The organism is Acidiphilium acidophilum (assembly GCF_033842475.1).
Classification (GTDB): domain Bacteria; phylum Pseudomonadota; class Alphaproteobacteria; order Acetobacterales; family Acetobacteraceae; genus Acidiphilium; species Acidiphilium acidophilum.
In genome coordinates this window covers 1,159,027-1,183,224 of sequence record NZ_JAWXYB010000018.1, presented here as the reverse complement: position 1 = coordinate 1,183,224, position 24,198 = coordinate 1,159,027, and the positions used below count along the sequence as shown (strand labels likewise).

Here is a 24,198-nt window from a genome sequence, read left to right as displayed (position 1 = left end):
GCTCAGTCGCCGGCGGCTTGACGCGGCTGGGGATCGTGCTGCTGGGCGATTTCCGCAAGATCGACCCGAGCCTCGTCGACCCCCTGCGCGAGCGCCCGGTTGAGCCATTGTTTCGCGGCAACCACATCAGCCGGACCCGCAAGACCTTTGCGCAGATAGCGCCCGAGCATGAGTTGCGCGACCGGATGATTGAGCGCCGCCGCCTTGGCGAACCATTCCTGTGCCGCGACCCGATCGGTCGGAATGTCGTGCCCCCCGCCGTGGAGAGCGCCGAGCGCAAATATCGCACCGACATGCCCTGCCTGGGCGATCTGCAGGAAAATATCGCGCGCGCCGGCATGATCGCGAGGGCAACCCTGGCCATGCAGCTTCATCTCGGCCTGCAGGGCCAGCGCTTCCACCATGCCGGTCGCGGCGGCGGTTGAAACCCACCGGTACGCCTCGACGAAATCGACCGGAACCCCACGCCCCTCGCGCAACAGCCTGCCGTACCAGAACTGGGCGTTCACGATACCTTCGGCGGCCCGGCGCAGCCAGATCGCGGCCCGCGCCTCGTCGCGTTTCACCCCGATACCTTCAGCGAGACACACACCGAAATTGAATGCCCCGATCAGATCGCCCGATTCGGCGGCGCGCTCGAACCACTCGTGGATCGGCAGCCCATCCACCGAGGATTGCCGCACCTCGCCCTTGAGAATGAGATTACCAAGGTCGGCACCGGCAGCGGTATCCCCCTGTTCGGCGGCGCGAGCGAGCCATTTGGCGGCTTCCTCGGAATCGCGCGCAACGCCGGCACCGGTCAGATAAAGCATCCCCAGCGCGCGCGCCGCCACCCGATGCCCGGCTTCGGCCGCAACGCGGAACCATATCGCCGCCTCGGCGTAATTCGGCGGCAGATGCCCGCCACGGGCATAGACATCGGCGACGAGCGCCGCCGCTTCCGGATCTCCTGCGATCGCGGCCCTCCGCAGCCAGGATTCGCCCTCGACGGGATCGGGCGCGCATCCGTGTCCGGCCAGCAGCATCGCACCGAGCTTGGCTTGCGCATTGCGGATGCCATGAATTGCCGCGTTGCGGTAATGAGTGAGCGCCTTGGCCGGATCGGGCAGAACCCCGACGGCCTGTTCATGGATCACGCCGAGCAGATAATGTGCGGTCGGCAGATCGGCCTTCGCGGCCTCCTCGAACTCATGGCGGGCGGCAACGGTCTTCTCGGCCGTATCCGCCCCCCGCATCAAAATCATGCCGAGGCCGAGATGCCCCTGCGGCCATTTCTGCGCCGCCGATTTGCGATACCAGAGCTCCGCTGCGTCAGGATCGCGAATTCCCTCCGGTCCGTGAGTCAGAACATAGGCGAGCAGCGCCTGGCCGTCAGCGGAGCCGGCCTCCGCCGCACGGCGTGCCCAGATCAGAGCCGAGGGGTAATCGGCCTCGGTCTCCGCCGTTGTTCCACCATCCCCGAACAAGGCGGAATTCGCATCGAACCGGCGATTCTGCAGCCCGTGGATGAACAGGCCGGCCAGACGACACTGGCTTTCGACGTGCCCCGCTTCGGCCGCCCGAAGAAACCATCGGGCCGCTTCGCGCGGGTTAGGCGTGAGTCCACCGCCCGGCATGTAAGCGGCGCCGAGTGCGTGCTGCGCCTCGACCAGCCCGGCATCGGCGGCAACAACGTACAGACGGGCGGCCCGCGCCCATTCACCCGCGCCAGCCAGATCGTCGGCGCGCCGCAACGCCCGCTTCGGCGAGAGCGACGCGATACGGTCGATCGCGCTCATGACATCATGCGTGAGCTACGATCGTGATCCGATCCCTGAACCACATCATGGTTCACGCATACTGTCATAAGCGACCGGCATGATCTTGGTGATGAAGTAGGACATGATCGTCCGCCGTCCGACCTTGATGTTGGCGTTCAGCGGCATGCCCGGCACCAGCCGAAATCCTGGTGGCACGTTGTGCAGCATCAACTCATCGAGGGAGATATTGGCCCGATAATAGAGCGAGTGAGGGCGGTTGGGCAGGGTGGAGCCACCCTCGCCGGGTGCCGTTTCGGGGCTGAAACTGTCGGCGCTGATCGACTGTAGCGTGCCTTTGGCGGAGCCGTAGCGCAGAAAGTCGAAGGTATCGAAATTGATCGTGACCGGATTGCCGACATGCACATAGCCGGATTCAGTGCCGCTGATATCCGCCTCGATTTCCAGCGGTGCATCGATCGGGACGAGGGAGATGAATTTCTGGCCCGACTGCAGAACCGAACCGACCGAGACATGTGCCACGGTCAGCACAATCGCATCGCGGGGTGCGCGCAGCACCACAAGCTGGCTCTGCAATTCCGCCTTCGAAAGATCCTGCTGCGCCGTGACCAGCTTGCTGGTGGTTTCAGCCAGATTCTCCGAAACCGTCGCCGCCCATTTTTTTTCATAGGCGTCGCGTTCCGCGCGCTGTGCCGCAAGATCGCTTTCACCGGCTGCGGCGGTCGAGACCGCGCTCGACAGCGAACTCGAAACCGACAGCCGGTCGTTCAACGCGATCAGGGAGTTCAGCTTGCTGCCGACCTGCATTTTCTGCAACTGGGTCCGCATGTTCTCGACATCCTGAGCGACGTTGACCCGCTTTTTGTAAAACCCGGCCTCCTCCTCGCTCTTGGTGACGATCATCCGGAGTTCAGCGATTTTTTGATTGTAGTTTTCGATCGTATAGGTTCGCTCCGCCTTGCGACTCTGGAATATCGCGGCCTGAAGCGTCTGGGCCGGATTGGCGTGGTCGGGCGCATAGACGCCACCGCTCGCCTCGGCCTCCAGACGGGCCTTTTGCGCTGACAAAGCGACGACCTGGGCGCGCAAGGCGGTCAGATTGGCGCGAGCGAAGGTCGGGTTAAGCCGCGCCAGGAGTTCGCCCTTGTGAACGATCTGCCCTTCGTGAACATCGATCGACTGCACAATCGATGTATCGAACGGCTGCAGCATGATCGTCGGGGCCGAGGACACCAGCTTGCCTTCAGCGGTCACGACCTTGCTGACCTTTACGGTGGCGGCGATCACCAGCAGGGCGAAAACCAGCGCGGTGACGATCAGGGCCGTATAGCGCGAAATCGGCGGCACCGGCGTTGCGATCACCGCGGCGGTGGGCGACTGGAACTCCAGCAGCGCCATCGGCGTATCGTCGAGCTGACCCGGGCTGGCCAAAGCCAGCCCCATGCCACCCCCAGCGGCGCCACCCCCGACCGGGGCGGCGCGATCAGTCCCCTTGCGCAAGCGTGGGAGTCGGGGCATTGCGGCCTCCTTCAGGGTTCATGTGACGGTTCTGCTGGAGCCAGAGATGGCGGTAGATCGCGCAGCGTTCGACCAACTCGCCGTGTTTGCCGAGATCGATCACCTGCCCCGAATCCATGACCAGGATCTGATCGCATTCCACGAGCGAGGCCAGACGATGCGAGATGATCACCATGGTCCGCCCCCGCGCGATGCGCAGCAGATTGGCATTGATGAGTGCCTCGCTCTCGGGATCGAGGGCGCTCGTTGCTTCATCCAGAATCAGCAGGCGGGGGTCGGCAATGAGGGCACGGGCGATCGCAAGACGCTGTTTCTGGCCACCGGACAGATTGGGCGATCCTTCCTGAATGAAGGTCTCATATCCCTGCGGCAGGCGTTCGATGAACTCCTCGGCACCGGCAAGCCGCGCCGCTTTGATCGCGTCCTCGAAGCTGAGGCCGGGACGACCTGCGATGATGTTGTCACGCACCGATCCGCGAAACAGAAAATTATCCTGCAGCACGACACCAAAACTCTTGCGCAAATGGCGCAGATTGATCTCGCGCAGCTCGGTATTGTCGATCTTGACCGCGCCGGTGTACTCGCGATTGATCCCCTGCAACAACCGCGTGACCGTCGACTTACCCGAGCCGGACCGTCCGACGATGCCGAGCATGGTGCCTTCCGGAATTGCGAAACTGACCTTGTTCAGCGCCGGTGTCTTGGTCCCTTCATAGGTGAAGGTCACATTCTCGAAAGCGACCGAGCCGACGAACTGAGGTCGCAGCCCCGTCGTCAGCGCACGCCGCTCCGTCGGCCGATTGAGCACCTGGCCCACGATGGCCACCGCCGCGCGAGCCTCCTGAGCGTCCTGAATCAGCCGGGCAAACGACACCAGTGGACCGGCGACCCGACCACCGAGCAGCATGAACCCGACCAGCCCGCCGAGAGCGAGGGGATTCTGGGAGGTCACCGCAAGATAGCCGCCGAGCAGCAGGACACCGCCCTGAGCATAGCGCTCGAACGGCAGCGAGAGCACGACCGGCCAGTTCGACAACCGACCCATCTGGAGATTGAGCCGGCTGGTTTCCGCGACCCTGGTGTCCCATTCGTTCGCACGAACTTTTTCGAGAGCAAGCGCCTTGACCGTCCGGATGCCGTAAACGCTTTCGACCAGTACCGCGCCCTTGGCACTTTCCGCCGCGATGATCTCGCCGGTGAGCCGCGCGATCGCGGGCAGGAACGCCGTGATGATCACCGCGATGATCCCCGAGGCGATCAGGATGGTCCAGGCCAGAAAAGCATCCAGATAGAAGAGGATCGGCATGATCAGCGCGACCATGAACATGTCGATGAAGGTGGATAACAGCCTGCCGGTGATGAAATCGCGCACACGGTAGATCTGGGTTGTTTTGTAGGCCAGTTCGCCGGCCTGGTTCTTCTCGAAAAAGTCGATCGGCAAGGTCATCAAGCGGTCGAAAATCATCAAATTCAACCGCGCATCGATCCGGTTCGAGAGAATGACCAGCATCATCCGTCGCCCCCAGGTGAGCAGAGCTTCCCAGATCACGCAGACCACGAAAATCAGGGTCACCAGTATCAGCGTGTTGATGCTGCGGTAAACAATTACGGTATTGAGCACCACCATGATCATCAGGATCGGCAGAACCTGAAGGATGGTCAGCGTGATCGAACTGATCGCGACATCCCTGAGGATACGCTTTTCGATCAGAACCATCTTGAGGAGCAGGGAGAAGTTGAATGGCGGTTCGACCTGCTGCCCGTCGCGCTCGCCGCGCACCAGCAGCACGGCGCCATCCCACACCTGGCGGAGCTGAATTTCATCGACGGCCACGGGAGCCGACCCGACCGGCGCGCGCGGATCGCGCAGAAACACGATCGACCGCCCGGGATCGTTCGCCACCATCAGGGCCGCGCCACCATCGCGCAGCAGCAGAACGACCGGCGCTGTCGTTTCCACCTTCATCAGTTGGCGGAAATTCATCATGATCCCGCGCACCCAAAGCCCGGAATCCCGGAGCCAGTCGACCAGATGCGGCGAAGACGGTGCCGGCTCCTTGGGATCGAGCGTCAAGGTCTCGATATCGAGATCAACGCCGTGAAACCGGGCTGCGGCTTTTACCGCCAGAATGCGGACGTGCAGGGATTCCGTGTCGTCGCTACCGCGTTTGGACGAGTCGGGGCCGGGACTGTCGTTCGGGTCATTCATAGGGCGGGCTATCCCTTCCATTGGCGCGGCGGTCGCGCGACCGGTCGCAGATATGCATGGGGTTTCGTTGCGGCGCATACGCTTTGCCGCGTTGCAACAAACCAGAGTTGATCACAAAATTCAACGAAATAGATAAAATTCTCCAAAACCTGCGCGTCCATAGCACATCGCACCCCGGCTTCTATAGCTGAATATGGTTAAGTTGGTCTTACCGGACCGGCCAATCCCGTCGGTTTGCACGGGATGGTCTTGCCGGAAAGCCCCGGTCGCGGCATCAGAACCGAGAAACCACCTTTTATCGACCCGCCCGGAGCAAGCCCCTGATGGACATCCGTCCCGCAACGACCGACGACCTGCCGGCATGTCAGGCGATTTATGCCCATCACGTGCTGGAAGGCACCGGCAGTTTCGACGAGGTGCCCCCATCGCTGGAAGCCATGACGGCCCGGTACCGGCAGATCGTCGAGGCCGGACGATCGTGGCTCGTGGCCGAGGACGAAACCGGCCTGCTTGGTTTTGCCTATTACGACCAGTATCGACCGCGCACCGCCTACCGGTTCACCGCCGAGAACAGCGTGTATGTGCGCGAAGATGTCCGCGGCCAGGGCGTGGGCAAGGCCCTGGTTGCCCGATTGATCCGCGACGCGCGATCCTCCGGCTTCCGGCAGATGCTCGCGGTCATCGGCGATTCCGAAAACATCGGCTCGATCGGCGTCCACGCCAGCCTGGGATTTCAGCGCGTCGGCACCATGCGAGATGTCGGATTCAAATTCGGACGATGGCTCGATGTGATCGTCATGCAACGGAATCTCGATGAGGACGGCTGACCCCGCCACACGCGGTCTATCGGGTCTTTATCGGCATCACGCCCCCACCTTGAGATTCTGTACCGACTCCTCGAGTTCTGCGAAGCTCGGCATATACATGTTGGGCACCATCTTCCGGCCGATCTCGACGCTGACCTGCGGTGCATTCCCATGCAGATGAGCCACCAGAACGGCCCTGATGACCTCGAAATAGCGCGAATCTTCCTCCACGACGCCGCGAATCCGGGTCGATAGCGGGGCTGCGACCCCATAGGCCAGAAGGACGCCGAGAAATGTGCCGGTCAGGGCTTCGCCAATCATCTCACCCAGAATTGCGGGCGGCTGATTGATGTGCGCCATGGTCTTGATGACGCCGAGTACGGCGGCGACGATACCCAGTGCGGGCAGACCATCGGCCATGATCTGAAGCGTATGCGCGCCGTGAAGCTCCTCGACCAGCGTCTTGCGTAACTCGCGCGCCATCACGTCCTCGATCTGATGCGGGTCATCGGCATTCATCCCGACCATGCGCAGATAATCGCAGACAATGGCCGTCGCGTGATGGTTTTTCAGGATACGCGGAAAATGCTGGAATACCGGGCTTTCCTCGGGGCGCTCGATATGCGCTTCCAACGCCATCGCTCCCTTGGTCGATGCGAGCCGCACCAGATAGAACAGCAGACACAGCAGGTCGGTATAGTCGGTTTTCCGGAACGAACCGCCCTTCAGGACTTTCTTGAAATCCGCCAGAGTGTGCTTGATGTCATGCAGAGAATTTCCGGCAATGAAGGTACCGATCGCGGCCCCTCCGATCGTGATGAATTCCATGGGCATGGAACTCATCAGCGGCCCGATCGCGCCGCCGGTGAAGATGAAAACCCCGAATACGCAAACGAGGAGAAACGCGACACCTCCCAAACTCAGCATAATTCACCAGACAATTCAGATCGTTCAGTCCTTGTCGGGTCATGGCGCGGGAGCCCCATGGTTTTTGACCCCAGTGTCCGGTGCGGGTCGCAGCACCAGAATTGCAACACGCCGGTTGGCCGCCGCCTTCGGCTGGGCCGGTATCAGCAGCCGCCGATCGGCATAGCCGGCAACGGCGCTGATCAGCACTTTCGGCAGGCCGGACTGTTCCATCAATTGCCGCGTCGCGTTGGCGCGATCGACTGAGAGATCCCAGTTGCTGTGACCGGGAATGAGATACGGCGTTGCATCGGTGTAGCCGGAGATCCTGATCCGGTCACCGAGCCGTGCCAGAATTGGAGTGATCTTGCGGATCAGATCCTGCGTCATCGGGTTGGGCTCCGCCGAACCGAGCCGGAACATCGGCCGCTTGTGCGCATCCATGATCTGGATTTCGAGACCGCGCGGGGTCTGGGTAATGCTGATCTGATGCGAGACCGGCTTCAGCGCCGGGTCGGCGGCGATCGCCTGCTTCATCGCGGTGGCGGCGGCGGTGAACCGGCGCTGGCCCAGATTGCCCGCGGCAAGCCCGCCCGCGGCCAAAGCCGCAGCCGACGCCGGTACCGGAGCGACCGGTGCCATACTCGCTTGTTCAGCCGGCCCGGCTCCGGGATGCTGCGTACCCGGCTGTGGTCCGGACTGGTTTTCGAGTTGATTACCACTGACCGTCAATGGCCGGATCTGCCGCCCCTGCGGCACGTGAGGAACTGTGTGCGAGACGGGATTATGACCCACAGTCACCCTCACCGCCCCGAGATCGGAGGTCAGCGCCCCATGATCGAACGGGGTCCGCCCGCCAAACGGCTTGCCTTCGCCGGAGGCACCACGATTGAGCACATTCGCCTGGCTGAAATAATCGGCGAGCCCGATCCGCTGAGCCTGGGTCGTCGCGTTGATCAGCCACATGAGGAGGAAAAATGCCATCATCGCGGTCACGAAATCCGCGTAGGCGACCTTCCATGCCCCGCCGTGATGCGGCGCATCGACATTTTCATGCCGGCGGATGATGATATTGACCGCCTGATTACCTGCCTTGCCGGTTCGTGATTTCCGTATCGCCATCGAGTCTGCTCCGCCTTCGCAGCGCAGTATCGCGGGAGAAGATTAACGAAGATTGAATCGGCGGCGGCTCAAGCGATTTTAAGTGCCCGGACGAGGACGGCAGGATCGATATTGCCCCCCGATAACACCACCCCCACACGGAGCCCCGCCAGCGGCACCGCCCCGGTGAGCGCCGCGGCCAATGCCACGCTACCGCCCGGTTCGACGATCAGTTTCAACTGACCAACCGCAAAGCCGATCGCGCGCAGAATGGCGGGTTCGTCCACCGCGACCATGCCCGCGAGACGGCGGCGGTTGATCGAAAACGTCAAATCGCCAGGCGCCATCGCCATCAAGGCATCGCATAACGGCGAGCCCGTGCCGTCATTGGCGACGATGCTGCCCGCGCGCAGGGAGCGGGCGGTATCGTCCCAGCCCTCGGGTTCCACGCCGATCAACCGCGTGCGCGACGAGACGGCTTCCAGCGCGAGGGCGCAACCGGCGGTCAATCCGCCGCCGCCGGTGCAGACGAGAACGAGGTCGAGCGCCATACCTGCCGCCTCGGCATCCGCCACCAGTTCGAGCGCCAGCGTCCCTTGCCCGGCGATCACGTCCGGATGCTCGAAGGGCGGGATCAGGGTTGCACCGGTCTTCGCCGCGATCGCCTGCGCAATGGCGGCACGATCATCGGTGCGGCGGTCGTAATCTACGATTCGCGCCCCCCAGCGCGCGGTGGCGACCCGCTTGATCGCCGGTGCGTCGCCCGGCATCACGATCGTTGCCGTCATTCCGAGCGCCGCCGCCGCGCAAGCGACCGCCTGACCATGATTGCCCGAGGAATAGGCCACCACGCCGTGCGCCCGCACCGCCTCGGGCAGGTTGAGCAGGGCGTTCGTCGCACCGCGCAACTTAAAGCTGCCCGTGCGCTGCAACGGTTCGGCCTTCACGAACACCTGCGCGCCGGTTGCCTCATCGAGCACCGGCGAGCGCAGCGTCGGGGTGCGCACGATATGCGGGGCGATCAGGCGATGTGCGCGCAGCACATCATCCGGCGTCGGCGGCGTCATCGGGAGGGTCGCATCACGGCGGAGGGTTCGGTCGGCATGAACATCGCCTCGTAGATGGAATAGGTTTCGATCACGGCACCATGACGCAGACGCCGGACCGATGCCAGCCTGACAACATCGGTGAAGTTCGGCGCATCCGGGCGGGGCATGTAGGATGGCGCGACCAGCAGCAGACGGGTCGGCGTGCGCAGCCCCGGTCGGCCAAAATACTGCCAGCGCGCGCCGGTACCGGCTATGGTGAGGGAAGGCGGCGCATCATGCGCGAGTTCCGCGACCAGTCCATAATCGGACGCCGCGACGATGGCGAGATGCTGTGCCCGCGCCTCTTCCCCTACCGCCGCCGCCAGATGCCGCCAGCCGGCAAGCTGCAACGCGGTCGGATCGCGCCGGACTGGTAACGGCAGCGGCGCCGCGATGGCCTGAACATAGACCAGCGCGGACACGGTCGCCCCCAGGGCCGCCGCCGGAACCAGATAGCGCCGGGTGATCCGTGTCGCGACACCCGCGGCAGCCAGAGCGGCACCGGGGATCATGATCGCGGGCCAGTTCGGTTGCACCGCGCCCGAAACGACATGCTCGGCGAACACCGCGCCCGGCACCACCACGCTCAACCAGACCAGACTCGCCGCCGCCGTGCGGGTGCGCAGCGCCGCGATCACGCCGATCGTCGCCAGCAGGAAAATCCCCGGCGTGACCAGCCCGATCTGCCCGCCGACCAGAGCGGCAAAATTAGCAAACGCGTCTTCCGGTGCGAGATGCGTCGTCCGCCCCCCCTGCTTGGCGAAGCTGACCCAGTGATGCACCGCGTTCCACCAGACCACCGGCATGAACAGCGCGATCGCGAGTGCCAGACCGCACCACGGCAACGGGCGGCGTAACGCGGCCCGCCCTTGGGCAGTCACCAGCAGCCAGAGGCCGACCGCGGCAAGGATCAGGACGCCGGTATATTTCGACTCGAACGCGAGTCCCGCCATCGCCCCGGCGGCGAGAAACCACCGGTCGTCCCTGCTCGCGTGCCAACGCGCGGCGGCGGCGATTGTCGCGGTCCAGAACAGCAGAAGCGGCGTGTCCGGCGTCGTGATCACGGCTCCGGCGTTGAGCACCAGCGTCGCGTTCAGCATAATCGCGGCGATCAGCCCGGCTTTGCGATCGGGAAACAAATCCTCCCCGGCGCGCCAGATCAGCAAGGTGCCGCACGCCGCGCCCAGGGGCGAGAGTAGACGAATGCCGAGCGGCCCGTTACCGAGCAGCGCGGTTCCGGCGCGAATCCACACCGCGATCAGCGGCGCGTCGTCATAATAACCGGGCTGCAGATGCTGCGACCACAGCCAGTAATACGCCTCGTCAGGCGCCAGCGGCACCAGCGCCGCCGCCAGCAGCCGGATCAGGGTGACGCCGGCGAGAGCCGCGAGCCAGCCGTTCCGTGTCACCGCGCGCGCCAGACCAGCGTCGCCGAGACCGCGTAATTCCACACCACGCCGATCGCGGACCCGACCGCGCTGGCCGCAAGACCTGCGGTATCGCCGCGATACAGCGCGCGCGCGATACCGATATTGGCGACCGCACCCAGGCCGCACACCAGCATGAACAGCACCAGCCCCCGCCAATACGCCCCGCCCCGCAAACGGATCGTGCGGTAAGTCAGGCGGTTGTTCATCTCGAAATTGCCGATCATGGCTACGATCGTGCCGATGGTCTGTGCCGTCGCGAAATGAACCCCGGCGCGTCGCAGGATCAGGGTCACCAGCAGGTTCACCGCCATGCCGAACGCCCCCACCAGGGCGAAGGCGAGAAATCGCAACGGCACCACCCCGCCCAGCGCCCGATCGATCAGCAACCCCGCGAACTGGACCAGAACCAGAATATCGAGCTTGCTTTCCCCGGCCTGGCGCGGGCGAAACCGGTAGGGGATCTCGACCACACGCAGCGGCGCGCGTGCCGCCAGCATCAGATCGAGCAGGATCTTGAACCCCTGCCCGTTCAGGCGCGGCGTCAATGCCTCGAAGGTCGCGCGACGCATCAGGAAAAAACCGCTCATCGGGTCGTTGATCGGCGCGCGGGCGAGCATCCGGGCCAGCCGGATTCCGGTTGCCGAGAGCCGCTCGCGCAGCGGCGATGCCAGGCCCGCCGCGTCGCCATCGCCGACATGGCGGCTCCCGACCGCCAGATCCGCCCCGCCGCGCACGGCATCGAGCATCAGCGGCAGACGGCTCTCGTCATGCTGAAGATCGCCGTCGATCACCGCGACGAATTCCGCCGATGTTGCCAGCGCACCCTCGATCACCGCCGAAGACAGACCGCGCCGCCCGACCCGGCGCAGGCAGCGCACCCGCCGGTCGGTCAGCGCGATCCGCCGCACCTCGTCGGCCGTGCCGTCGGGACTGTCGTCATCGACGAACATGACCTCCCAGTCGATACCGGCGAGAGCCACATCGAGCGACGCGATCATCGGCGCGACGTTGGGCCGTTCACGGTAGCAGGGCACGACGACGCAGAGCGTCGGCCCCGGCGCGTCATTCATGGTCGATGGATCAGGCGTCCAGTGCCTCCAGCACCGCCTCGGCACGGCTGACATCGAACCCGCCAGCCTGTTCGACCGCGAGATGCGTCACCACACCGTCCTTCGCGATCAGGGCGAAGCGCTGGCTGCGCACGCCGAGGCCGCGTGCCACGAGGTCGAGTTCGAGGCCGAGCGCGCGGGTGAACATGCCCGAACCGTCGGCCAGGAAGGTGATCTTGTCGCGCCCGTTCTGGCTCGCCGCCCAGGCCCCCATCACGAACACGTCGTTCACCGCAAGGCAGACGATCTCATCGACGCCCTTGGCCTTCAGCGCGTCGTATTGGTCGAGAAACCCGGGCAGGTGCTTCGCGCTGCAGGTCGGAGTGAACGCACCGGGCACCGCGAACATCACGACGGTCCTGGCCGCGAACAGATCACCGGTATCGATTTCCTGCGGCCCGTCGCTGCCCGGTGTCATCAGCCTCATCGCCGGAATCTTGTCGCCAACCTTGATCATGATGCGCTTTCCTGAAAATTGATTGAGCCTCACCTAGCCGAAGCGGGGCCGTTCGTGAAGCATGGGCGCCCGGTCCGACAAGGCGTATTCGAACTCGATGACGCGATGCACCCGCACGCCGATATGGTGGTCGGGTGCATCGCCGATGGCGCGAAAGCCCAGCCGCAACCAGAATGCCAGCGCCGGTGCGTTCGCCTCAACGACGCCGAGCCGCAACGAAGCCGCGCCCTGCGCCCGCGCATGCGAGGCTAGTCCATTCACCAGCGATCGACCCAGACCCTGTCGACGAAACTCCGGATGGATCAGCAAGAGCCCGACATACCACACCCCCGCATCCGGATAATCCATCACGACGTCGAGCAAGGCGATCAGCCTGTCGCGGTCATCGCTGATTCCGAGTTTGAGCATCGAGGCGGTCGTGCGCCCCGGTGGGAGATCGTCGAAAAAGCAATCACCGTCGCGCGAGGTCGGCGGCAGGCCGGTCACCAACTCGGCATAATCGGCGCAGGCGATGGACAAGGCAGCCACCCGCCCGCGATCGTCCGGATCGCGCAAGCGCCCTACCGGCCAAGATCCCGAGTGAAAGAGCATCGCGTCAGCTATAACGCTCCTCCAGCCACGGATCGGCGCGGTTGTTGTACCCGCGGGTTTCCCAGAACCCCTGATGATCGGCGGTCGCAAACGTGATGCGCCGGACCCATTTCGCCGATTTCCAGAGGTAATATTGCGGCACTATCACCCGCAGCGGTCCGCCGTGCTGGCGCGAGATCGGCTTGCCCTCCCACGTATGAACCAGATAACAATCCGCCGCCGTGAACTGTTCGCGGCTCAGATTGGTGGTGTAATCGTCATGGCTCTCGAACAGCACATGGGTCGCCTCATCGAGCGGCCGCACCAGATCGACGATCGCGGCAACCGGCACGCCTTCCCAATGATTGTCGAAGCGCGACCATGTGGTGACGCAGTGCATATCACTCACACTGCCCTGCTGCGGCAGGGCCATCAGCGCGTCCCAATCCAGCGTCACCGGCTGATCCACCGCACCGTCGATCACCAGCCGAAACGCCGCTTTGGGGATTTCTGGCTGAATGCCGAGGTCGAGCACCGGCCAGTCGCGTACCAGATGCTGGCCCGGCGGCAGGCGCTGCTGATGCGGTGCCGTGGTTCCGGTCAGCCCCCGCCCCTCACGCGACCATTCCTCCTTGCGGCCGATCAGCTTGTCCTTGATCTGGCCGAACCGGCTCACGCCGTCATCCCCCGCTTCGGTCATGTCCCGCCCCTCAATGCGAATGCCGATGGATCGGATCGACCCAGGCAACCTCGCTCGGGGTCTCGACCGGGTCGATATCGAGGTTGACGACCACCGCCTCGTTATCCGAGCGCACCAGCATGCATTCCAGCCGCTCGTCGCTGCTCGCGTTGATTTCCTGATGCGGCACATAGGGCGGGATGAAAATGAAATCGCCCGGCCCGGCCTCGGCCACGAATTCGAGGTGCTCGCCCCAGCGCATCCGCGCCCGGCCCTTCACCACGAAAATCACGCTTTCCAGCGCACCATGATGATGCGCGCCAGTCTTGGCCCCGGGATCGATCGTCACAGTGCCGGCCCAGAGCTTCTGCGCACCGACCCGCGCATGATTGATCGCGGCAGCCCGGCTCATGCCGGGCGTCTGCGGCGTGTTGGGATCGAGCTGATCGCCGGCGATGACGCGAACGCCGTTATGTTGCCAGTCCATGGGTGCTCCCTGCAGATAGACGGAAGAAAGGTCTTCTTTTTTGCAAAAAAGAAGCAAAAAACTCTTGCTCACCTAGGCCCGTACCGTTCGTGCGCCCCAGCTCCGGAGAAATGAAAGTTGTTTGGTTCTTTTTTACAAAAAAGAACTGCTTCCTTCACCGGTTCCTCAACAACCTCGCCTTGTCCCGATCCCAATCCCGCTTCGCAACCGCCGCCCGCTTGTCATGCTGCTTGCGCCCTTCGGCGATCCCGAGCGTGACCTTGGCCATGCCGCGCGGGTTGAAATGCACGTCGAGCGGCACGACGGTCGATCCCTGGCGGGCGACCGCGCCGATCAGCGTATTGATTTCCTTGCGTTTGAGCAGGAGTTTGCGCGGCCCCTTGGTGTCGAAGCGCGACAGCACCCCGCCCTGATATTCCGGGATGTACATGTTGAACAGGAACATCTCGCCGTCGCGCTCCCCGGCGAATGCCTCGGTCAGCGTGGCACGGCCCATGCGCAGGGATTTCACCTCCGCCCCGCGCAGCACGATCCCCGCCTCCATCGTGCTGAGGATCGTGTAGTTGAAGCGTGCCTTGCGATTCTGCGCGGCGATGCCGTGCGAAATCAGCATCGACTTTTTCTTGGGCTCCGCCATCAGTTGATCAGCCCGGCCGAAACCATGGCCCGATGCATCCGCTCCCGCGCGGCGTCGCTGAGCGGTGCGAGCGGCAGGCGGCATCGCGCCGCGCCGTAGCCGAGCAGGGAGGCGGCATATTTCGCGGGCGCCGGATTGGTTTCGGCGAACATCGCATCGTGAAGCGGCAGCAGGCGCGCCTGAATCGCCATCGCCCCCGCCAGATCCCCGCGCTGCCAGGAGTTATGCAGTTCGGCGCAGAGGCGCGGGGCGATATTGGCACTGACCGAAATGCAGCCATGCCCCCCGGCGGCCAGAAAGGCGAGTGCGGTGTGATCCTCGCCGGAAAGCTGGCAGAAATCGGGCCCGCAGGCGGCGGTGGTATGGAGAGGGCGGGTGAGGTTGGCGGTTGCATCCTTCACGCCTGCGATGTTGCGGTGTTGCGCGAGCGTCGCCATCGTCGCCACGCTCATGTCGATCACCGAGCGCGAGGGAATGTTGTAAATGATCACCGGAATATCGATCGCATCGGCGATCGCGGTGTAATGCAGGATCAGCCCGTCCTGGGTCGGCTTGTTGTAATACGGCGTCACCACGAGCACGCCATCGGCCCCGACCGACTGGGCATGACGCGCGAGTTCGACCGCCTCCGCCGTCGCGTTGGAGCCGGCCCCCGCGATCACCGGCACCCGCTTCGCCGCGATACGCACGGTCAGTTCGACGACGCGCTTGTGCTCCTCATGGCTGAGGGTCGGCGATTCGCCGGTGGTGCCGACCGGCACGAGCCCGTGGGTGCCCTCGGCGATCTGCCATTCGATGAAACGTTCGAGCGCCGCCTCGTCGATGCTGCCGTCGTCGTGCATCGGGGTGATGGTCGCTACCAGTGAGCCGTGGAACATATTTGTCTCCGCAATTGCCCGCAACCTATTCTCCGCAACGTGCGGCGACAAGGTATGGGAGTGCCGACCCAGTCCTGCTAAGTGAGCGCGCATGACGAGGCTGACCACATTGTTCGCGATGGTTCTGGCGCTGGCCAATGCCGACGCTCCGCTCGCCCGCGCCGCGATCGTCCCCGCCCCCCCGCAGCCCGATCCGGCGCTGGTCCAGATTATGAACGATGTCCGGTCGAACGACTGGTCGGATGCCCAGACCCTCGCCGCCGCGCAGCCGGACCGGCTGTTGGCCAAGCTGGTGACCTATTTTCGCCTCCTCGATCCCGGCGAAGCGAGCGAGGGCGAAATCAGCGCCTTCATGACCCGCAACCCGGACTGGCCCGAGCAGGGCGTGCTGGCGCGCCGGTGGAGCGAGGCGCTCGCCGCCGATCCCGACCTTGCCACGGTCCGCCAGCAATGCGCCCGGCGGATGCCGGTGACGGCGGCGGGCAATGCCGCGTGTGCCGCCGCGTTCAATGCGGTCGAGCCGGAAAAGGCCGGGCGTTTCGCGCGCCGGGCCTGGGTGGAAGGGTATGCGAACCCGGCCGATGCGACCGCGTTCCTCGGCCGGTTCGGGCCGCAACTGACGCCGCAGACCAGTTGGGAGCGGTTTCAGAACCTCGCTCTCGCGGGCAACGACGCTGCGGCGCGGGCGACGCTGCCCTTGCTCGACACCTCCGATCGGGTGATGGCATCGGCCTGGCTCGCCTATGCCTCCGGCACCCCCGATCCCGTTGCGCTGGCTCAGTTGACCAACGCGCAGCGCGCAACACCGATCCTGTTTTTCGCGGCACTGAACGCGGCACCCGATCCGGCCTCGAAGCTCGCCCTCTGGCAAAGCCTGGGCCCGATCGCGGAGACGCAGGCAAGCGGGCTGGCGCGGGCGCTGTTCTGGGGCAAGCAGCAATCGCTGGCGCGGGATCTGCTCGGGGTCAACAATTTCAAAGGCGCCTATGCGCTGGTCGCCGCCGCCCGTCCGGTCAGCAAGCCGCAAATGGCGAGCCGCGATTTTCTGGCGGGTTTCATCGCCTTGCGGTTCCTGAACGACCCGACCCTCGCCCGGCCCTGGTTCATCGCCCTCAGCCATGATTCGACCGCGGTCATCACCCGGGCACGGGCGTTCTACTGGCTCGCGCAGACCGAAAGCGGCACAGCGGCCACGGCGGATCTGGTCAAGGCCGCCGCCTATCCGGACACGTATTACGGCCAGCTCGCCGCCTTGCAGATGGGCATGACCCCGGCTGCCCTCGGCGCCCGCATCCGCGCGATCGCCAATCCGCCGGTCACCGTGGCTCAGGAGGCGGGATTCGCCGAGCGCGACCTGCCCCAAGCGGCGGTGCTGCTGGTCGAAATGGGCGCACCGCGCCGGGCCCGCGCCTTCCTGTTCCGGATGGCGGAAGTCTCGCCGGGGTTCGATGCGCGCTACCTCGACGCACGGCTGGCCGACGGCATCGGCCAGGTTTCGACCGCGGTGATGATCGCCCGGCTGGCCGGCGTCGCCGGGGATATGCTGGTCGGCCTCGGCTGGCCGATCCCGCCTGGTCTGGTGCCGCTCGATCCCCCGGCGGGTGGCGTGGGACCGAGCGTGATCCTCTCGCTGATCCGCCAGGAAAGCAGTTTCGATCCCGGTGCCATGAGCGGTGCCGGTGCCGAAGGGCTGATGCAGCTTATGCCCGGAACCGCGCGGATGATCGCCACCCAATCCGGTCTCGGCCTGCCCGCCGCTGGACTGATGGGCGATCCCTCGGCGAATATCGCCCTCGGCTCGGCCTATTTCTCGACGCTGATGAGCCGGTTCGGCAACTGCCTGCCGCTCGCGATCGCGGCCTACAATGCCGGGCCGCGCAACGTGGAGAACTGGATCGCGACCAATGGCGACCCGCGCCTGCCCGCCGGCAACGGCGGGATCAACATGATCACCTGGATCGAGCTGATCCCGTTTGCCGAAACCCGCAACTACGTCCAGCGCGTCACCGAGGGGATCGTGGTGTATCGCGCCCTTGAAGGCAAAGCCGCGCGTGACCCGATCAGCCGTTGGCTCGCAAAATGAGGCGGCTCGCCACGGTCGCATCCTCCGGTCTCGGCATCGGCTTCGCGCCGTGGGCGCCGGGCACGTTCGGCTCGCTGCTCGGCCTGCTGATCGGGTGCCTGCTGCTCGATCATGGTCACGCGCCGCTGGCCGCCGGGATCGTGATCGCCAGCGTGATCGGGCTGATCGCGATCCCCCGCACCGGGCGCGCCACCGAAGACCCCGGCTGGATCGTGATCGACGAGGTCGCCGGCCAGATGATCGCCCTGCTCGGCCTGCCCTACCTGACCGGATCAGGCGTGCTTCTGGCGTTCCTGCTGTTCCGCCTGTTCGACATCCGCAAGCCCTGGCCGATCAGCCTCGCCGATGCCCGGCACGATGCGCTCGGCGTGATGGCGGATGACTGGATCGCGGGGGTGTTTGTGCTCGTCATTCTGCTCGTGCTGCGCCAGATCTGGCCGGGAGTCGGGTTGTGAGCGCAAAGGCGCTGGTCGCGCTGGCCACCGCGCGGGGGCTGCGCATCGCAACCGCGGAAAGCTGCACCGGCGGAATGATCGCCGCCGCGATCACCGATATCGCGGGATCATCCGCGATCTTCGGCTACGGGTTCGTCACCTATGCCAACGAGGCCAAGACCTCGATGCTCGGGGTCGATCCCGATGTCATTGCAGCCGAGGGAGCGGTGAGCGAGGCGGTCGCGCGAGCGATGGCGGCAGGGGCTTTGCAGAATTCGGGTGCCGATCTGGCGGTGGCGGTGACCGGCATCGCCGGCCCGGATGGCGGTTCAGCGCTCAAGCCGGTGGGCACGGTGTGGTTCGGGCTCGCGAAGCGCGGCGCGGTCGGCATCGCAGAGCGCGTGGTATTCCCCGGCGATCGAGCCGCGATCCGCGCAGCGACGGTGGATCATGCGCTGCGACTTCTGATGGCAGCGATAACCGCAAGCTGAATCACCGTCACGAAACCGTTGCGGCACCGTTGCATCCGGAACCCCGCCGCGCGGGTATTCCCTGCGTGGTCGACGTTGGGTCGATCTTTTTTCCGGAGAGACACGATGAAATTACGTACCATGCTGATCGGCGCTGTCGCCGCGTTGGCGATCGGCGGCACCGCTCTGGCCGCCATGGCGACCGACACCGTGATGGTCGGCGGCGCCGCGATGTATCCGACCAAGAACATCGTCCAGAATGCCGTGAATTCAAAGGACAACACCACGCTGGTCGCCGCGGTCAAGGCAGCCGGGCTGGTCAAGGCGCTCGAAGGCAAGGGTCCGTTCACCGTGTTCGCACCGACCAACCAGGCGTTCGACATGCTGCCCAAGGGCACGGTGCCGACCCTGCTGAAGCCGGCGAACAAAAAGGAACTCGCCTCGATCCTGCTCTATCACGTTGTGCCGGGCGATTTCACCTTCGACACGCTCAAGGCCGACATCGCGGGCCATGGCGGCGTCGCGAAGCTGAAAACCCTCAACGGCGCGTACCTCACCTTCAAGATGAACGGGCCGCACAACATCGAAGTGACCGACGCCAAAGGCGGCACCGCCGACATCATCATCTATGACGTCAAACAGTCGAACGGTGTGATCCAGGTGATCAATCGCGTTCTGATGCCGTGAACGATCGCTGCCGGCCGGTTCCATCCGGCCGGCGCGTGATCGCGGCGACGAGGATGACGATGACAACGGTCAGGATCAGACTCACGGCGGGCGTACCGTAACCAAGGCCGCCGATCGCGCGCGGCTTGTCGGTCCAGTCGGCGAAGGATGCGCCCATTGGCCGCGTCGCGATATAAGCGAACCAGAACGCGAAAATCTCGTTCCAACCGAACCAGCGGTAACCGATCACCGGGATCAGGAACACGATGGTGAACAGCACCGCCGACATCTCATAGCCGAGGCCGAGGCTGGAGGCAGTGAAATCTCCCGCAGCCGTGCCGAGGGCGAAGGTCGCGACCACCGTGGCCCAGTAGAACAATTCACGCCGCGTCGTGCAGATCGTGTGGATCGAAAGGCTCGATTCCACCCGGTGCCACAGGATCAGCACGATCGCGAGCGTTCCGCCGAAACCAAGGGTGGTCAAGGCATAGGGCACGCCGAGCACGATGTGGATGACATCGGCAATCATCGTGCCGAATATACTGATCATCACCACGACCAGCCAGTAGACCGGCGCAATGTAGCGCCGCACCGCGAGTTGCAGGATCAATGCTGCGGCAAATCCCACAAAGCCGGAGATCACCGCGAGATACGGGTTGACGTGAAACACCAGAAAATCCGACGTCGCCTCCCCCATCGCGGTGCTGAGGATCTTGATGACCCAGAACATCAACGTGATCTCGGGCACCTTGGTCAGCATCGGGCGGCGGTACACGGGGCGCAAGGCGGCAGCGGTCGAACTCATGCGTGAGGATCTCCTTCGACGGTCGGTCACGGATGTGCCGGGGTGGATAGACCATCGATGCGCCGCTCGCTGCCCCCCGGCCCGAACCGCGCGATCAAGTTTACGCGAGGGCGATCCCGGTCAAAGCATCGGCCTACAGCATCGCCAGCCGCTCCCGCGCGTGCGGCGGGGGATGCGCCGCATCGATTTCGGCAAGGTCCTGCGCGGTCAGTTCGATCGCCGCCGCCGCCGCGTTCTCGCGAACATGCGCGACGCTCGAAGCCTTCGGGATCGCGATGATCTTGCCCGATCGCAGGGACCACGCCAGCGCAATCTGGCCGGGCGTCGCTCCGTGCCGCTGCCCCACCTTGCGCAGCGCCGCCGAACGAAGCAGCCGCCCGGCCTGCCCGAGCGGCGAGTAGGCCATCACCGGCATCGCATGCGCGCTGCACCAGGGCAGCAGATCGAACTCGATGCCGCGTTCATCGGGGTGATAGAGCACCTGATCGGTGGCGCAATGGCGTCCCGACTGCAGGTCGGCGAGTTCCGTCATGTCATCGGTATCGAAATTCGAGACCCCCCAGTAGCGGATCTTGCCCGCCTCCCGCAGGCGCTCGAACGCCTCAACGGTCTCCGCCAGCGGGTGCTGGCCCCGCCAGTGCAGCAAATAAAGGTCGATATGATCGGTGCCGAGCCGCTCAAAGCTCGCCGCGCATGATTTCGCCACCCCGGTCGCCGAGGCATTGTGCGGGTAGACCTTGCTGACCAGAAACACCCGGTCGCGCTGCTCCTCGATCGCCCGGGCAACAAGGCGTTCCGATTTTCCCTCGCCGTACATTTCGGCGGTGTCGATCAGCGAAAGTCCGAGATCGATCCCGGCCCGCAGCGTCGCCACCTCGTCAGCCGCCCTGGCCGGATCGTCGCCGATATTCCACGTGCCCTGGCCGAGGGCGGAAATTGCCGTGCCGTCCGGCAGATCGACCATAGGGATCATGAAGGCCTCCGTTCGTTGTCCCCGTCTCATATCGAGCCGCGCCCCGACCACGCCAAGCCCCGATTTAACCGGCATGGCCGGATCGCCCCCACGCCTTGCCCCGTGCCCTTGCGCTGACAAGATAGCAGGGCGAAAGCGAGGATCGCGTGGCATCACGGGCAAGCTGCAAACGATATCTGCGCGTCGCGGAACTGACCTGTCCGGTTGACCCGCAGGGGTCTCGACTGGACCCATAAATTCGGCACGAACGTACCCGATGCCCTGAAGGCACTCGCCGTCGATACCGCGATCATCGACGGGGAAATCGTGGTCGAAACCCGCACCGGTGCGTCCGATTTCTCGGCTTTGCAGGCCGATCTGCACGATCACCGATCGGATCGTTTCACGTTCTACGGGTTCGATCGGTGGATTCACCGTCTCGTCGGCCTCGGCAAGCGCGGTGGGCTCGCTTATTCTCGGCGTCTATCATGACGGCGATCTCACTCCGGTCGGCCGCGTCGGCACCGGGTTTTCGGCTTCGATCGCGCGCGATCTGTTCAAGACGCTCAAACGCTTGGAGACCGACGACCCACCCTTCGCCGCCCCCCTCACCGCCGATGATGCCAGACAGGCCCGTTATGTCCGCCCCACGCTCGTCGCCGAAGTCGAATTCCGCGCCTGGACCGCCGATGGTCATCTCCGCCACGCCTCGTTCCGCGGCCTGCGCGAGGACAAGCCGGCCAGCGAAATCGTCCATGAAGCGCCGCAGGATCAAGCCGCCGCGAAACCGCAGCGCCGTACCATCACCCTCACCCACCCCGACCGAATCTATTGGCCCGATGATGGCGTCACCAAGGAAGGGCTCGCCGATTACTATGCCGAAATATGGCCCAGCATCGCCCCGTACATTACCGGGCGACCGCTCGCCCTGCTGCGCTGCCCGACCGGCATCACCGGGCCGCATTTCTTTCAGAAACACGCTTGGAAAGGCCTCAACCGCAACATCCGCCAGTTCGACGACCCTGCCGCCCCCTTGCCCGCCACGGGCGACAAACCACCCCGCGCCCGCAAGCGCTGACCCGTTCACCTCTTGCGGCTGCGCTCCGAGGTTTCCGCCTTCATGCTCTGGCGCAGCGCATCCATGATGTTCACCACATTCCCTGCCGGTTCCGGAGCGGCTTTGGGCTTTGGCGCCCGTTTGCGGCCTTTCTGGCGGGCGGCGATGATCTTATGCAACCGCTCGTGCAGGGGAGCAGCCAAGCCGAAAAACAGCCCGGAAAACAGCCCGAAAAACAGGCGGGATATTCACCCTTGGCCGGGGTTAAGCCGCCCCGGGCTCGCCACGGATCGGCACGATCCCCTGCCCGGCGATCAGCGATTCGGCTTCGGCAATCGCGGCATCGAGGGCGGCATCGTCGGTTCCCTTGGCAACGATCGCCACGCCACTGCCCGAGTCGCGGTAGAACGGGTAGCTCCCCAGATCGAGCATTGCGAACCGCGCCTGGATTTCCCCCAGCCCCGCCGCGATACTGCCTTCCTTCACACCGATACCGTGCACGGCCCGCATCGAGATCGGCGCGCCCCGGCCCAGCGCGGGTTCGAGTGCGGTGAACATCGACTGCATGATCCGCGGCACGCCAGCCATGACATGGACATTCCCGATCGAGAACCCCGGCGCGATCGTCATGCTGGTCGGAATCGGCACCGCGCCACGCGGCAATGTTGCCATGCGCTGACGCGCCGCGTTGAAATTCTCCGGACCCAGATGCGTTTCCATCGCCTCCCAGGTCGGTTGGTGTTTCTCCCACGGCACGCCGAAGGCGGCGGCGATGCATTCGGACGTGATATCGTCATGGGTCGGCCCGATGCCGCCGGTGGTGAACAGATTGTCGTAGGCGGCGCGGAGTTCGTTCACCGCGCGGATGATCCGCTCCGGCACATCGGGCACCACGCGCACCTCTTCGAGCCGGTGACCGATCGCGGCCAGACGTCCGGCGATGAATTTGACGTTGATATCCTGCGTCCGCCCCGAGAGGATCTCGTTGCCGATGATCAGGATCGCAGCGGTCGGATTGGCGGGTTCGCTCATGATATCCTCACAGAAAATCGCGCAATAACGGGATCAGCGGGCGGTCCGCCGGCGGCATCGGATATTCCTCCAGCCGCGCGGGATCGACCCAGGCCAGCGCCTGACCCTCACGCGAGGATGGCACCCCCACCCAGCGCCGGCACAGATAGAGCGGCATCATCAGATGAAAACTCTCATAAGCGTGCGAGGCGAAGGCGAAGGGCGCGACATCCGCTGTCTTCACGGCAATCCCCAATTCCTCGTCGAGTTCGCGGACCAACGCAGCTTCAGGCGTTTCACCCGGAGCCAGCTTGCCGCCCGGAAACTCCCACAGCCCCGCCAGTTTCTTCCCCGCCGGGCGCCGTGCCAGGAGGATTTTGCCGGATCGGTCGATCAGGGCACAGGCCACCACCAGCAGCAAAGGTCGGGGTCCCTCGTTCATGCTGTCCACCGGCTCGCGAAATGCCAGCACCTCCCGGGTAATCTCGAAATGCCGCACCGCCTGGCGAATACCGGGCCGGCTGATGAATTTTTCATGACCCGTCCCCGTCTCGGTAAATCCAGCGCGGCGCAGTACCGCCAGCGAGGCGGCGTTGTCGTCAGCGACGGTCGCCACCACCCGATCGATCGCGAGTTCGGCAAACCCCCAGCGCAACATGAGCAGCACCGCCTGCCGCCCATGGCCCCTGCCCCATGCCCGCCGCGCCACCCAATAGCCGAGTGAGGCGGCCATTCCGGACTTGTCGAGGCGCAGCCCGGCACAGCCGATCATGGTGCCGGCATCGTCGGTGATCGCGAACTGGTAAGCGATTCCTGCCTCGCGATCCGCAATCGCGGCGGTGATCCAGTCCCGTGCCAGGTCCGCCGGGTAGGGAAACGGTGCCTCCGGCAGCAAGCGGCAGATTTCCCAGTCGTTGATCAACTGGTGCAGTCGCGCGGCGTCACCCGCTTCGATCGGGCGCAGCGCGGTTTTGACACGCGGTTCGGGGAGCAGGGTATCGGACACGGGACTCCTGAGCTTCAGTTCGTGATACCCTGGGATAGCCGCTCCACCGCCGCGCCGAAAGAGCGGTTGATTTGCTTTCGGC

The 24,198-nt window shown here is 64.7% G+C and carries 26 protein-coding genes; 7 read left to right on the top strand and 19 right to left on the bottom strand.

Annotated features, from left to right (window positions below):
- Positions 1-2: 2 nt before the first annotated feature.
- Genes SIL87_RS08330 through SIL87_RS08320 form a run of 3 tightly spaced genes read right to left on the bottom strand, consistent with a single transcriptional unit; the run spans position 3 to position 5,484 of the window.
- The gene (locus SIL87_RS08330; RefSeq protein WP_319613711.1) at positions 3-1,778 is read right to left on the bottom strand and encodes an SEL1-like repeat protein; all 1,776 of its coding nucleotides are present in this window, start codon (positions 1,776-1,778) and stop codon (positions 3-5) included.
- A gap of 45 nt (positions 1,779-1,823) precedes the next feature.
- Entirely contained in the window at positions 1,824-3,275 is a 1,452-nt protein-coding gene (locus SIL87_RS08325; protein WP_319613710.1) for an HlyD family type I secretion periplasmic adaptor subunit, read from the bottom strand.
- On the bottom strand, positions 3,241-5,484 hold the full coding sequence (locus SIL87_RS08320; protein ID WP_319613709.1) for a peptidase domain-containing ABC transporter: 2,244 nt from the start codon (positions 5,482-5,484) through the stop codon (positions 3,241-3,243). Before SIL87_RS08320 ends, SIL87_RS08325 begins: the two co-directional genes overlap by 35 nt.
- 323 nt (positions 5,485-5,807) lie before the next feature.
- Between SIL87_RS08320 and SIL87_RS08315 the strand changes: the two genes are divergently transcribed.
- A complete protein-coding gene (locus SIL87_RS08315) occupies positions 5,808-6,311 on the top strand; it encodes a GNAT family N-acetyltransferase (RefSeq protein WP_319613708.1) in 504 nt (167 codons plus the stop codon).
- 36 nt (positions 6,312-6,347) lie between these two features.
- Here SIL87_RS08315 and motA read toward each other — a convergent pair whose 3' ends face one another.
- The 11 genes from motA to dapA form a co-directional block, all read right to left on the bottom strand.
- On the bottom strand, positions 6,348-7,217 hold the full coding sequence (motA, locus tag SIL87_RS08310; RefSeq protein ID WP_319613707.1) for a flagellar motor stator protein MotA: 870 nt from the start codon (positions 7,215-7,217) through the stop codon (positions 6,348-6,350).
- A gap of 39 nt (positions 7,218-7,256) precedes the next feature.
- Positions 7,257-8,318, bottom strand: coding sequence for a flagellar motor protein MotB (locus SIL87_RS08305; RefSeq protein ID WP_319613706.1), 1,062 nt, complete (start codon positions 8,316-8,318; stop codon positions 7,257-7,259).
- A 68-nt stretch (positions 8,319-8,386) separates the two neighbouring features.
- Complete coding sequence (locus SIL87_RS08300; protein WP_319613705.1) at positions 8,387-9,364, bottom strand: threonine ammonia-lyase; 978 nt, start codon at positions 9,362-9,364, stop codon at positions 8,387-8,389.
- Entirely contained in the window at positions 9,361-10,836 is a 1,476-nt protein-coding gene (locus SIL87_RS08295; RefSeq protein ID WP_319613704.1) for an ArnT family glycosyltransferase, read from the bottom strand. The genes SIL87_RS08300 and SIL87_RS08295 overlap by 4 nt, the downstream gene beginning before the upstream one ends.
- Positions 10,791-11,885 carry a glycosyltransferase family 2 protein gene (locus tag SIL87_RS08290; protein WP_319613703.1) on the bottom strand — a complete coding sequence of 365 codons (1,095 nt, stop codon included), beginning with the start codon at positions 11,883-11,885 and terminating at the stop codon, positions 10,791-10,793. Before SIL87_RS08290 ends, SIL87_RS08295 begins: the two co-directional genes overlap by 46 nt.
- 10 nt (positions 11,886-11,895) lie before the next feature.
- On the bottom strand, positions 11,896-12,381 hold the full coding sequence (locus tag SIL87_RS08285) for a peroxiredoxin (RefSeq protein ID WP_319613702.1): 486 nt from the start codon (positions 12,379-12,381) through the stop codon (positions 11,896-11,898).
- A 33-nt stretch (positions 12,382-12,414) separates the two neighbouring features.
- Positions 12,415-12,936, bottom strand: a complete 522-nt coding sequence (locus SIL87_RS08280) for a GNAT family N-acetyltransferase (RefSeq protein ID WP_319613701.1) — start codon at positions 12,934-12,936, stop codon at positions 12,415-12,417.
- Between the two features lie 40 nt (positions 12,937-12,976).
- Complete coding sequence (locus SIL87_RS08275; protein WP_319613700.1) at positions 12,977-13,651, bottom strand: molybdopterin-dependent oxidoreductase; 675 nt, start codon at positions 13,649-13,651, stop codon at positions 12,977-12,979.
- A gap of 10 nt (positions 13,652-13,661) precedes the next feature.
- Complete coding sequence (locus tag SIL87_RS08270; protein WP_319613699.1) at positions 13,662-14,117, bottom strand: cupin domain-containing protein; 456 nt, start codon at positions 14,115-14,117, stop codon at positions 13,662-13,664.
- Between the two features lie 154 nt (positions 14,118-14,271).
- On the bottom strand, positions 14,272-14,754 hold the full coding sequence (gene smpB / locus SIL87_RS08265) for an SsrA-binding protein SmpB (RefSeq protein ID WP_319613698.1): 483 nt from the start codon (positions 14,752-14,754) through the stop codon (positions 14,272-14,274).
- Complete coding sequence (gene dapA / locus SIL87_RS08260) at positions 14,754-15,632, bottom strand: 4-hydroxy-tetrahydrodipicolinate synthase (RefSeq protein WP_319613697.1); 879 nt, start codon at positions 15,630-15,632, stop codon at positions 14,754-14,756. Before dapA ends, smpB begins: the two co-directional genes overlap by 1 nt.
- Before the next feature lie 91 nt (positions 15,633-15,723).
- On the opposite strand from dapA, the gene SIL87_RS08255 reads away from it, so the two are divergent.
- From SIL87_RS08255 to SIL87_RS08240, 4 genes are all read left to right on the top strand, one after another.
- Positions 15,724-17,715 carry a lytic transglycosylase domain-containing protein gene (locus SIL87_RS08255; RefSeq protein ID WP_319613696.1) on the top strand — a complete coding sequence of 664 codons (1,992 nt, stop codon included), beginning with the start codon at positions 15,724-15,726 and terminating at the stop codon, positions 17,713-17,715.
- Positions 17,712-18,170, top strand: coding sequence for a phosphatidylglycerophosphatase A family protein (locus SIL87_RS08250; protein ID WP_319613695.1), 459 nt, complete (start codon positions 17,712-17,714; stop codon positions 18,168-18,170). Before SIL87_RS08255 ends, SIL87_RS08250 begins: the two co-directional genes overlap by 4 nt.
- Complete coding sequence (locus tag SIL87_RS08245; protein ID WP_319613694.1) at positions 18,167-18,640, top strand: CinA family protein; 474 nt, start codon at positions 18,167-18,169, stop codon at positions 18,638-18,640. Before SIL87_RS08250 ends, SIL87_RS08245 begins: the two co-directional genes overlap by 4 nt.
- 105 nt (positions 18,641-18,745) lie before the next feature.
- Complete coding sequence (locus SIL87_RS08240) at positions 18,746-19,306, top strand: fasciclin domain-containing protein (RefSeq protein WP_319613693.1); 561 nt, start codon at positions 18,746-18,748, stop codon at positions 19,304-19,306.
- On the opposite strand, the gene SIL87_RS08235 is transcribed toward SIL87_RS08240, so the two are convergent.
- A complete protein-coding gene (locus tag SIL87_RS08235) occupies positions 19,284-20,090 on the bottom strand; it encodes a COG4705 family protein (protein ID WP_319613692.1) in 807 nt (268 codons plus the stop codon). The genes SIL87_RS08240 and SIL87_RS08235 overlap by 23 nt on opposite strands.
- Positions 20,091-20,223: 133 nt before the next feature.
- On the bottom strand, positions 20,224-21,063 hold the full coding sequence (locus SIL87_RS08230; RefSeq protein ID WP_319613691.1) for an aldo/keto reductase: 840 nt from the start codon (positions 21,061-21,063) through the stop codon (positions 20,224-20,226).
- 204 nt (positions 21,064-21,267) lie between these two features.
- Between SIL87_RS08230 and SIL87_RS08225 the strand changes: the two genes are divergently transcribed.
- The gene (locus SIL87_RS08225) at positions 21,268-21,534 is read left to right on the top strand and encodes a DNA ligase-like domain-containing protein (protein WP_319613690.1); all 267 of its coding nucleotides are present in this window, start codon (positions 21,268-21,270) and stop codon (positions 21,532-21,534) included.
- A complete protein-coding gene (ligD, locus tag SIL87_RS08220) occupies positions 21,503-22,120 on the top strand; it encodes a non-homologous end-joining DNA ligase LigD (protein WP_319613689.1) in 618 nt (205 codons plus the stop codon). The genes SIL87_RS08225 and ligD overlap by 32 nt, the downstream gene beginning before the upstream one ends.
- A gap of 5 nt (positions 22,121-22,125) precedes the next feature.
- Here the strand turns inward: ligD and SIL87_RS08215 are convergent, their stop codons facing one another.
- From SIL87_RS08215 to SIL87_RS08205, 3 genes are all read right to left on the bottom strand, one after another.
- Positions 22,126-22,302, bottom strand: coding sequence for a hypothetical protein (locus SIL87_RS08215; protein WP_456304840.1), 177 nt, complete (start codon positions 22,300-22,302; stop codon positions 22,126-22,128).
- 61 nt (positions 22,303-22,363) lie between these two features.
- A complete protein-coding gene (locus tag SIL87_RS08210; protein ID WP_319613687.1) occupies positions 22,364-23,131 on the bottom strand; it encodes a competence/damage-inducible protein A in 768 nt (255 codons plus the stop codon).
- 7 nt (positions 23,132-23,138) lie between these two features.
- On the bottom strand, positions 23,139-24,116 hold the full coding sequence (locus tag SIL87_RS08205; protein WP_319613686.1) for a bifunctional GNAT family N-acetyltransferase/(deoxy)nucleoside triphosphate pyrophosphohydrolase: 978 nt from the start codon (positions 24,114-24,116) through the stop codon (positions 23,139-23,141).
- Between the last annotated feature and the right edge of the window lie 82 nt (positions 24,117-24,198).

Coding starts and splice junctions, on each gene's coding strand:
- SIL87_RS08255 (WP_319613696.1), top strand. CDS start 15,724: ATGACGAGGCTGACCACATTGTTCGCGATGGTTCTGGCGCTGGCCAAT.
- SIL87_RS08230 (WP_319613691.1), bottom strand. CDS start 21,063: ATGATCCCTATGGTCGATCTGCCGGACGGCACGGCAATTTCCGCCCTC.
- SIL87_RS08240 (WP_319613693.1), top strand. CDS start 18,746: ATGAAATTACGTACCATGCTGATCGGCGCTGTCGCCGCGTTGGCGATC.
- SIL87_RS08235 (WP_319613692.1), bottom strand. CDS start 20,090: ATGAGTTCGACCGCTGCCGCCTTGCGCCCCGTGTACCGCCGCCCGATG.
- SIL87_RS08315 (WP_319613708.1), top strand. CDS start 5,808: ATGGACATCCGTCCCGCAACGACCGACGACCTGCCGGCATGTCAGGCG.
- smpB (WP_319613698.1), bottom strand. CDS start 14,754: ATGGCGGAGCCCAAGAAAAAGTCGATGCTGATTTCGCACGGCATCGCC.
- dapA (WP_319613697.1), bottom strand. CDS start 15,632: ATGTTCCACGGCTCACTGGTAGCGACCATCACCCCGATGCACGACGAC.
- SIL87_RS08330 (WP_319613711.1), bottom strand. CDS start 1,778: ATGAGCGCGATCGACCGTATCGCGTCGCTCTCGCCGAAGCGGGCGTTG.
- SIL87_RS08305 (WP_319613706.1), bottom strand. CDS start 8,318: ATGGCGATACGGAAATCACGAACCGGCAAGGCAGGTAATCAGGCGGTC.
- SIL87_RS08210 (WP_319613687.1), bottom strand. CDS start 23,131: ATGAGCGAACCCGCCAATCCGACCGCTGCGATCCTGATCATCGGCAAC.
- SIL87_RS08320 (WP_319613709.1), bottom strand. CDS start 5,484: ATGAATGACCCGAACGACAGTCCCGGCCCCGACTCGTCCAAACGCGGT.
- SIL87_RS08290 (WP_319613703.1), bottom strand. CDS start 11,885: ATGAATGACGCGCCGGGGCCGACGCTCTGCGTCGTCGTGCCCTGCTAC.
- SIL87_RS08285 (WP_319613702.1), bottom strand. CDS start 12,381: ATGATCAAGGTTGGCGACAAGATTCCGGCGATGAGGCTGATGACACCG.
- SIL87_RS08300 (WP_319613705.1), bottom strand. CDS start 9,364: ATGACGCCGCCGACGCCGGATGATGTGCTGCGCGCACATCGCCTGATC.
- SIL87_RS08275 (WP_319613700.1), bottom strand. CDS start 13,651: ATGACCGAAGCGGGGGATGACGGCGTGAGCCGGTTCGGCCAGATCAAG.
- SIL87_RS08325 (WP_319613710.1), bottom strand. CDS start 3,275: ATGCCCCGACTCCCACGCTTGCGCAAGGGGACTGATCGCGCCGCCCCG.
- SIL87_RS08270 (WP_319613699.1), bottom strand. CDS start 14,117: ATGGACTGGCAACATAACGGCGTTCGCGTCATCGCCGGCGATCAGCTC.
- motA (WP_319613707.1), bottom strand. CDS start 7,217: ATGCTGAGTTTGGGAGGTGTCGCGTTTCTCCTCGTTTGCGTATTCGGG.
- SIL87_RS08250 (WP_319613695.1), top strand. CDS start 17,712: ATGAGGCGGCTCGCCACGGTCGCATCCTCCGGTCTCGGCATCGGCTTC.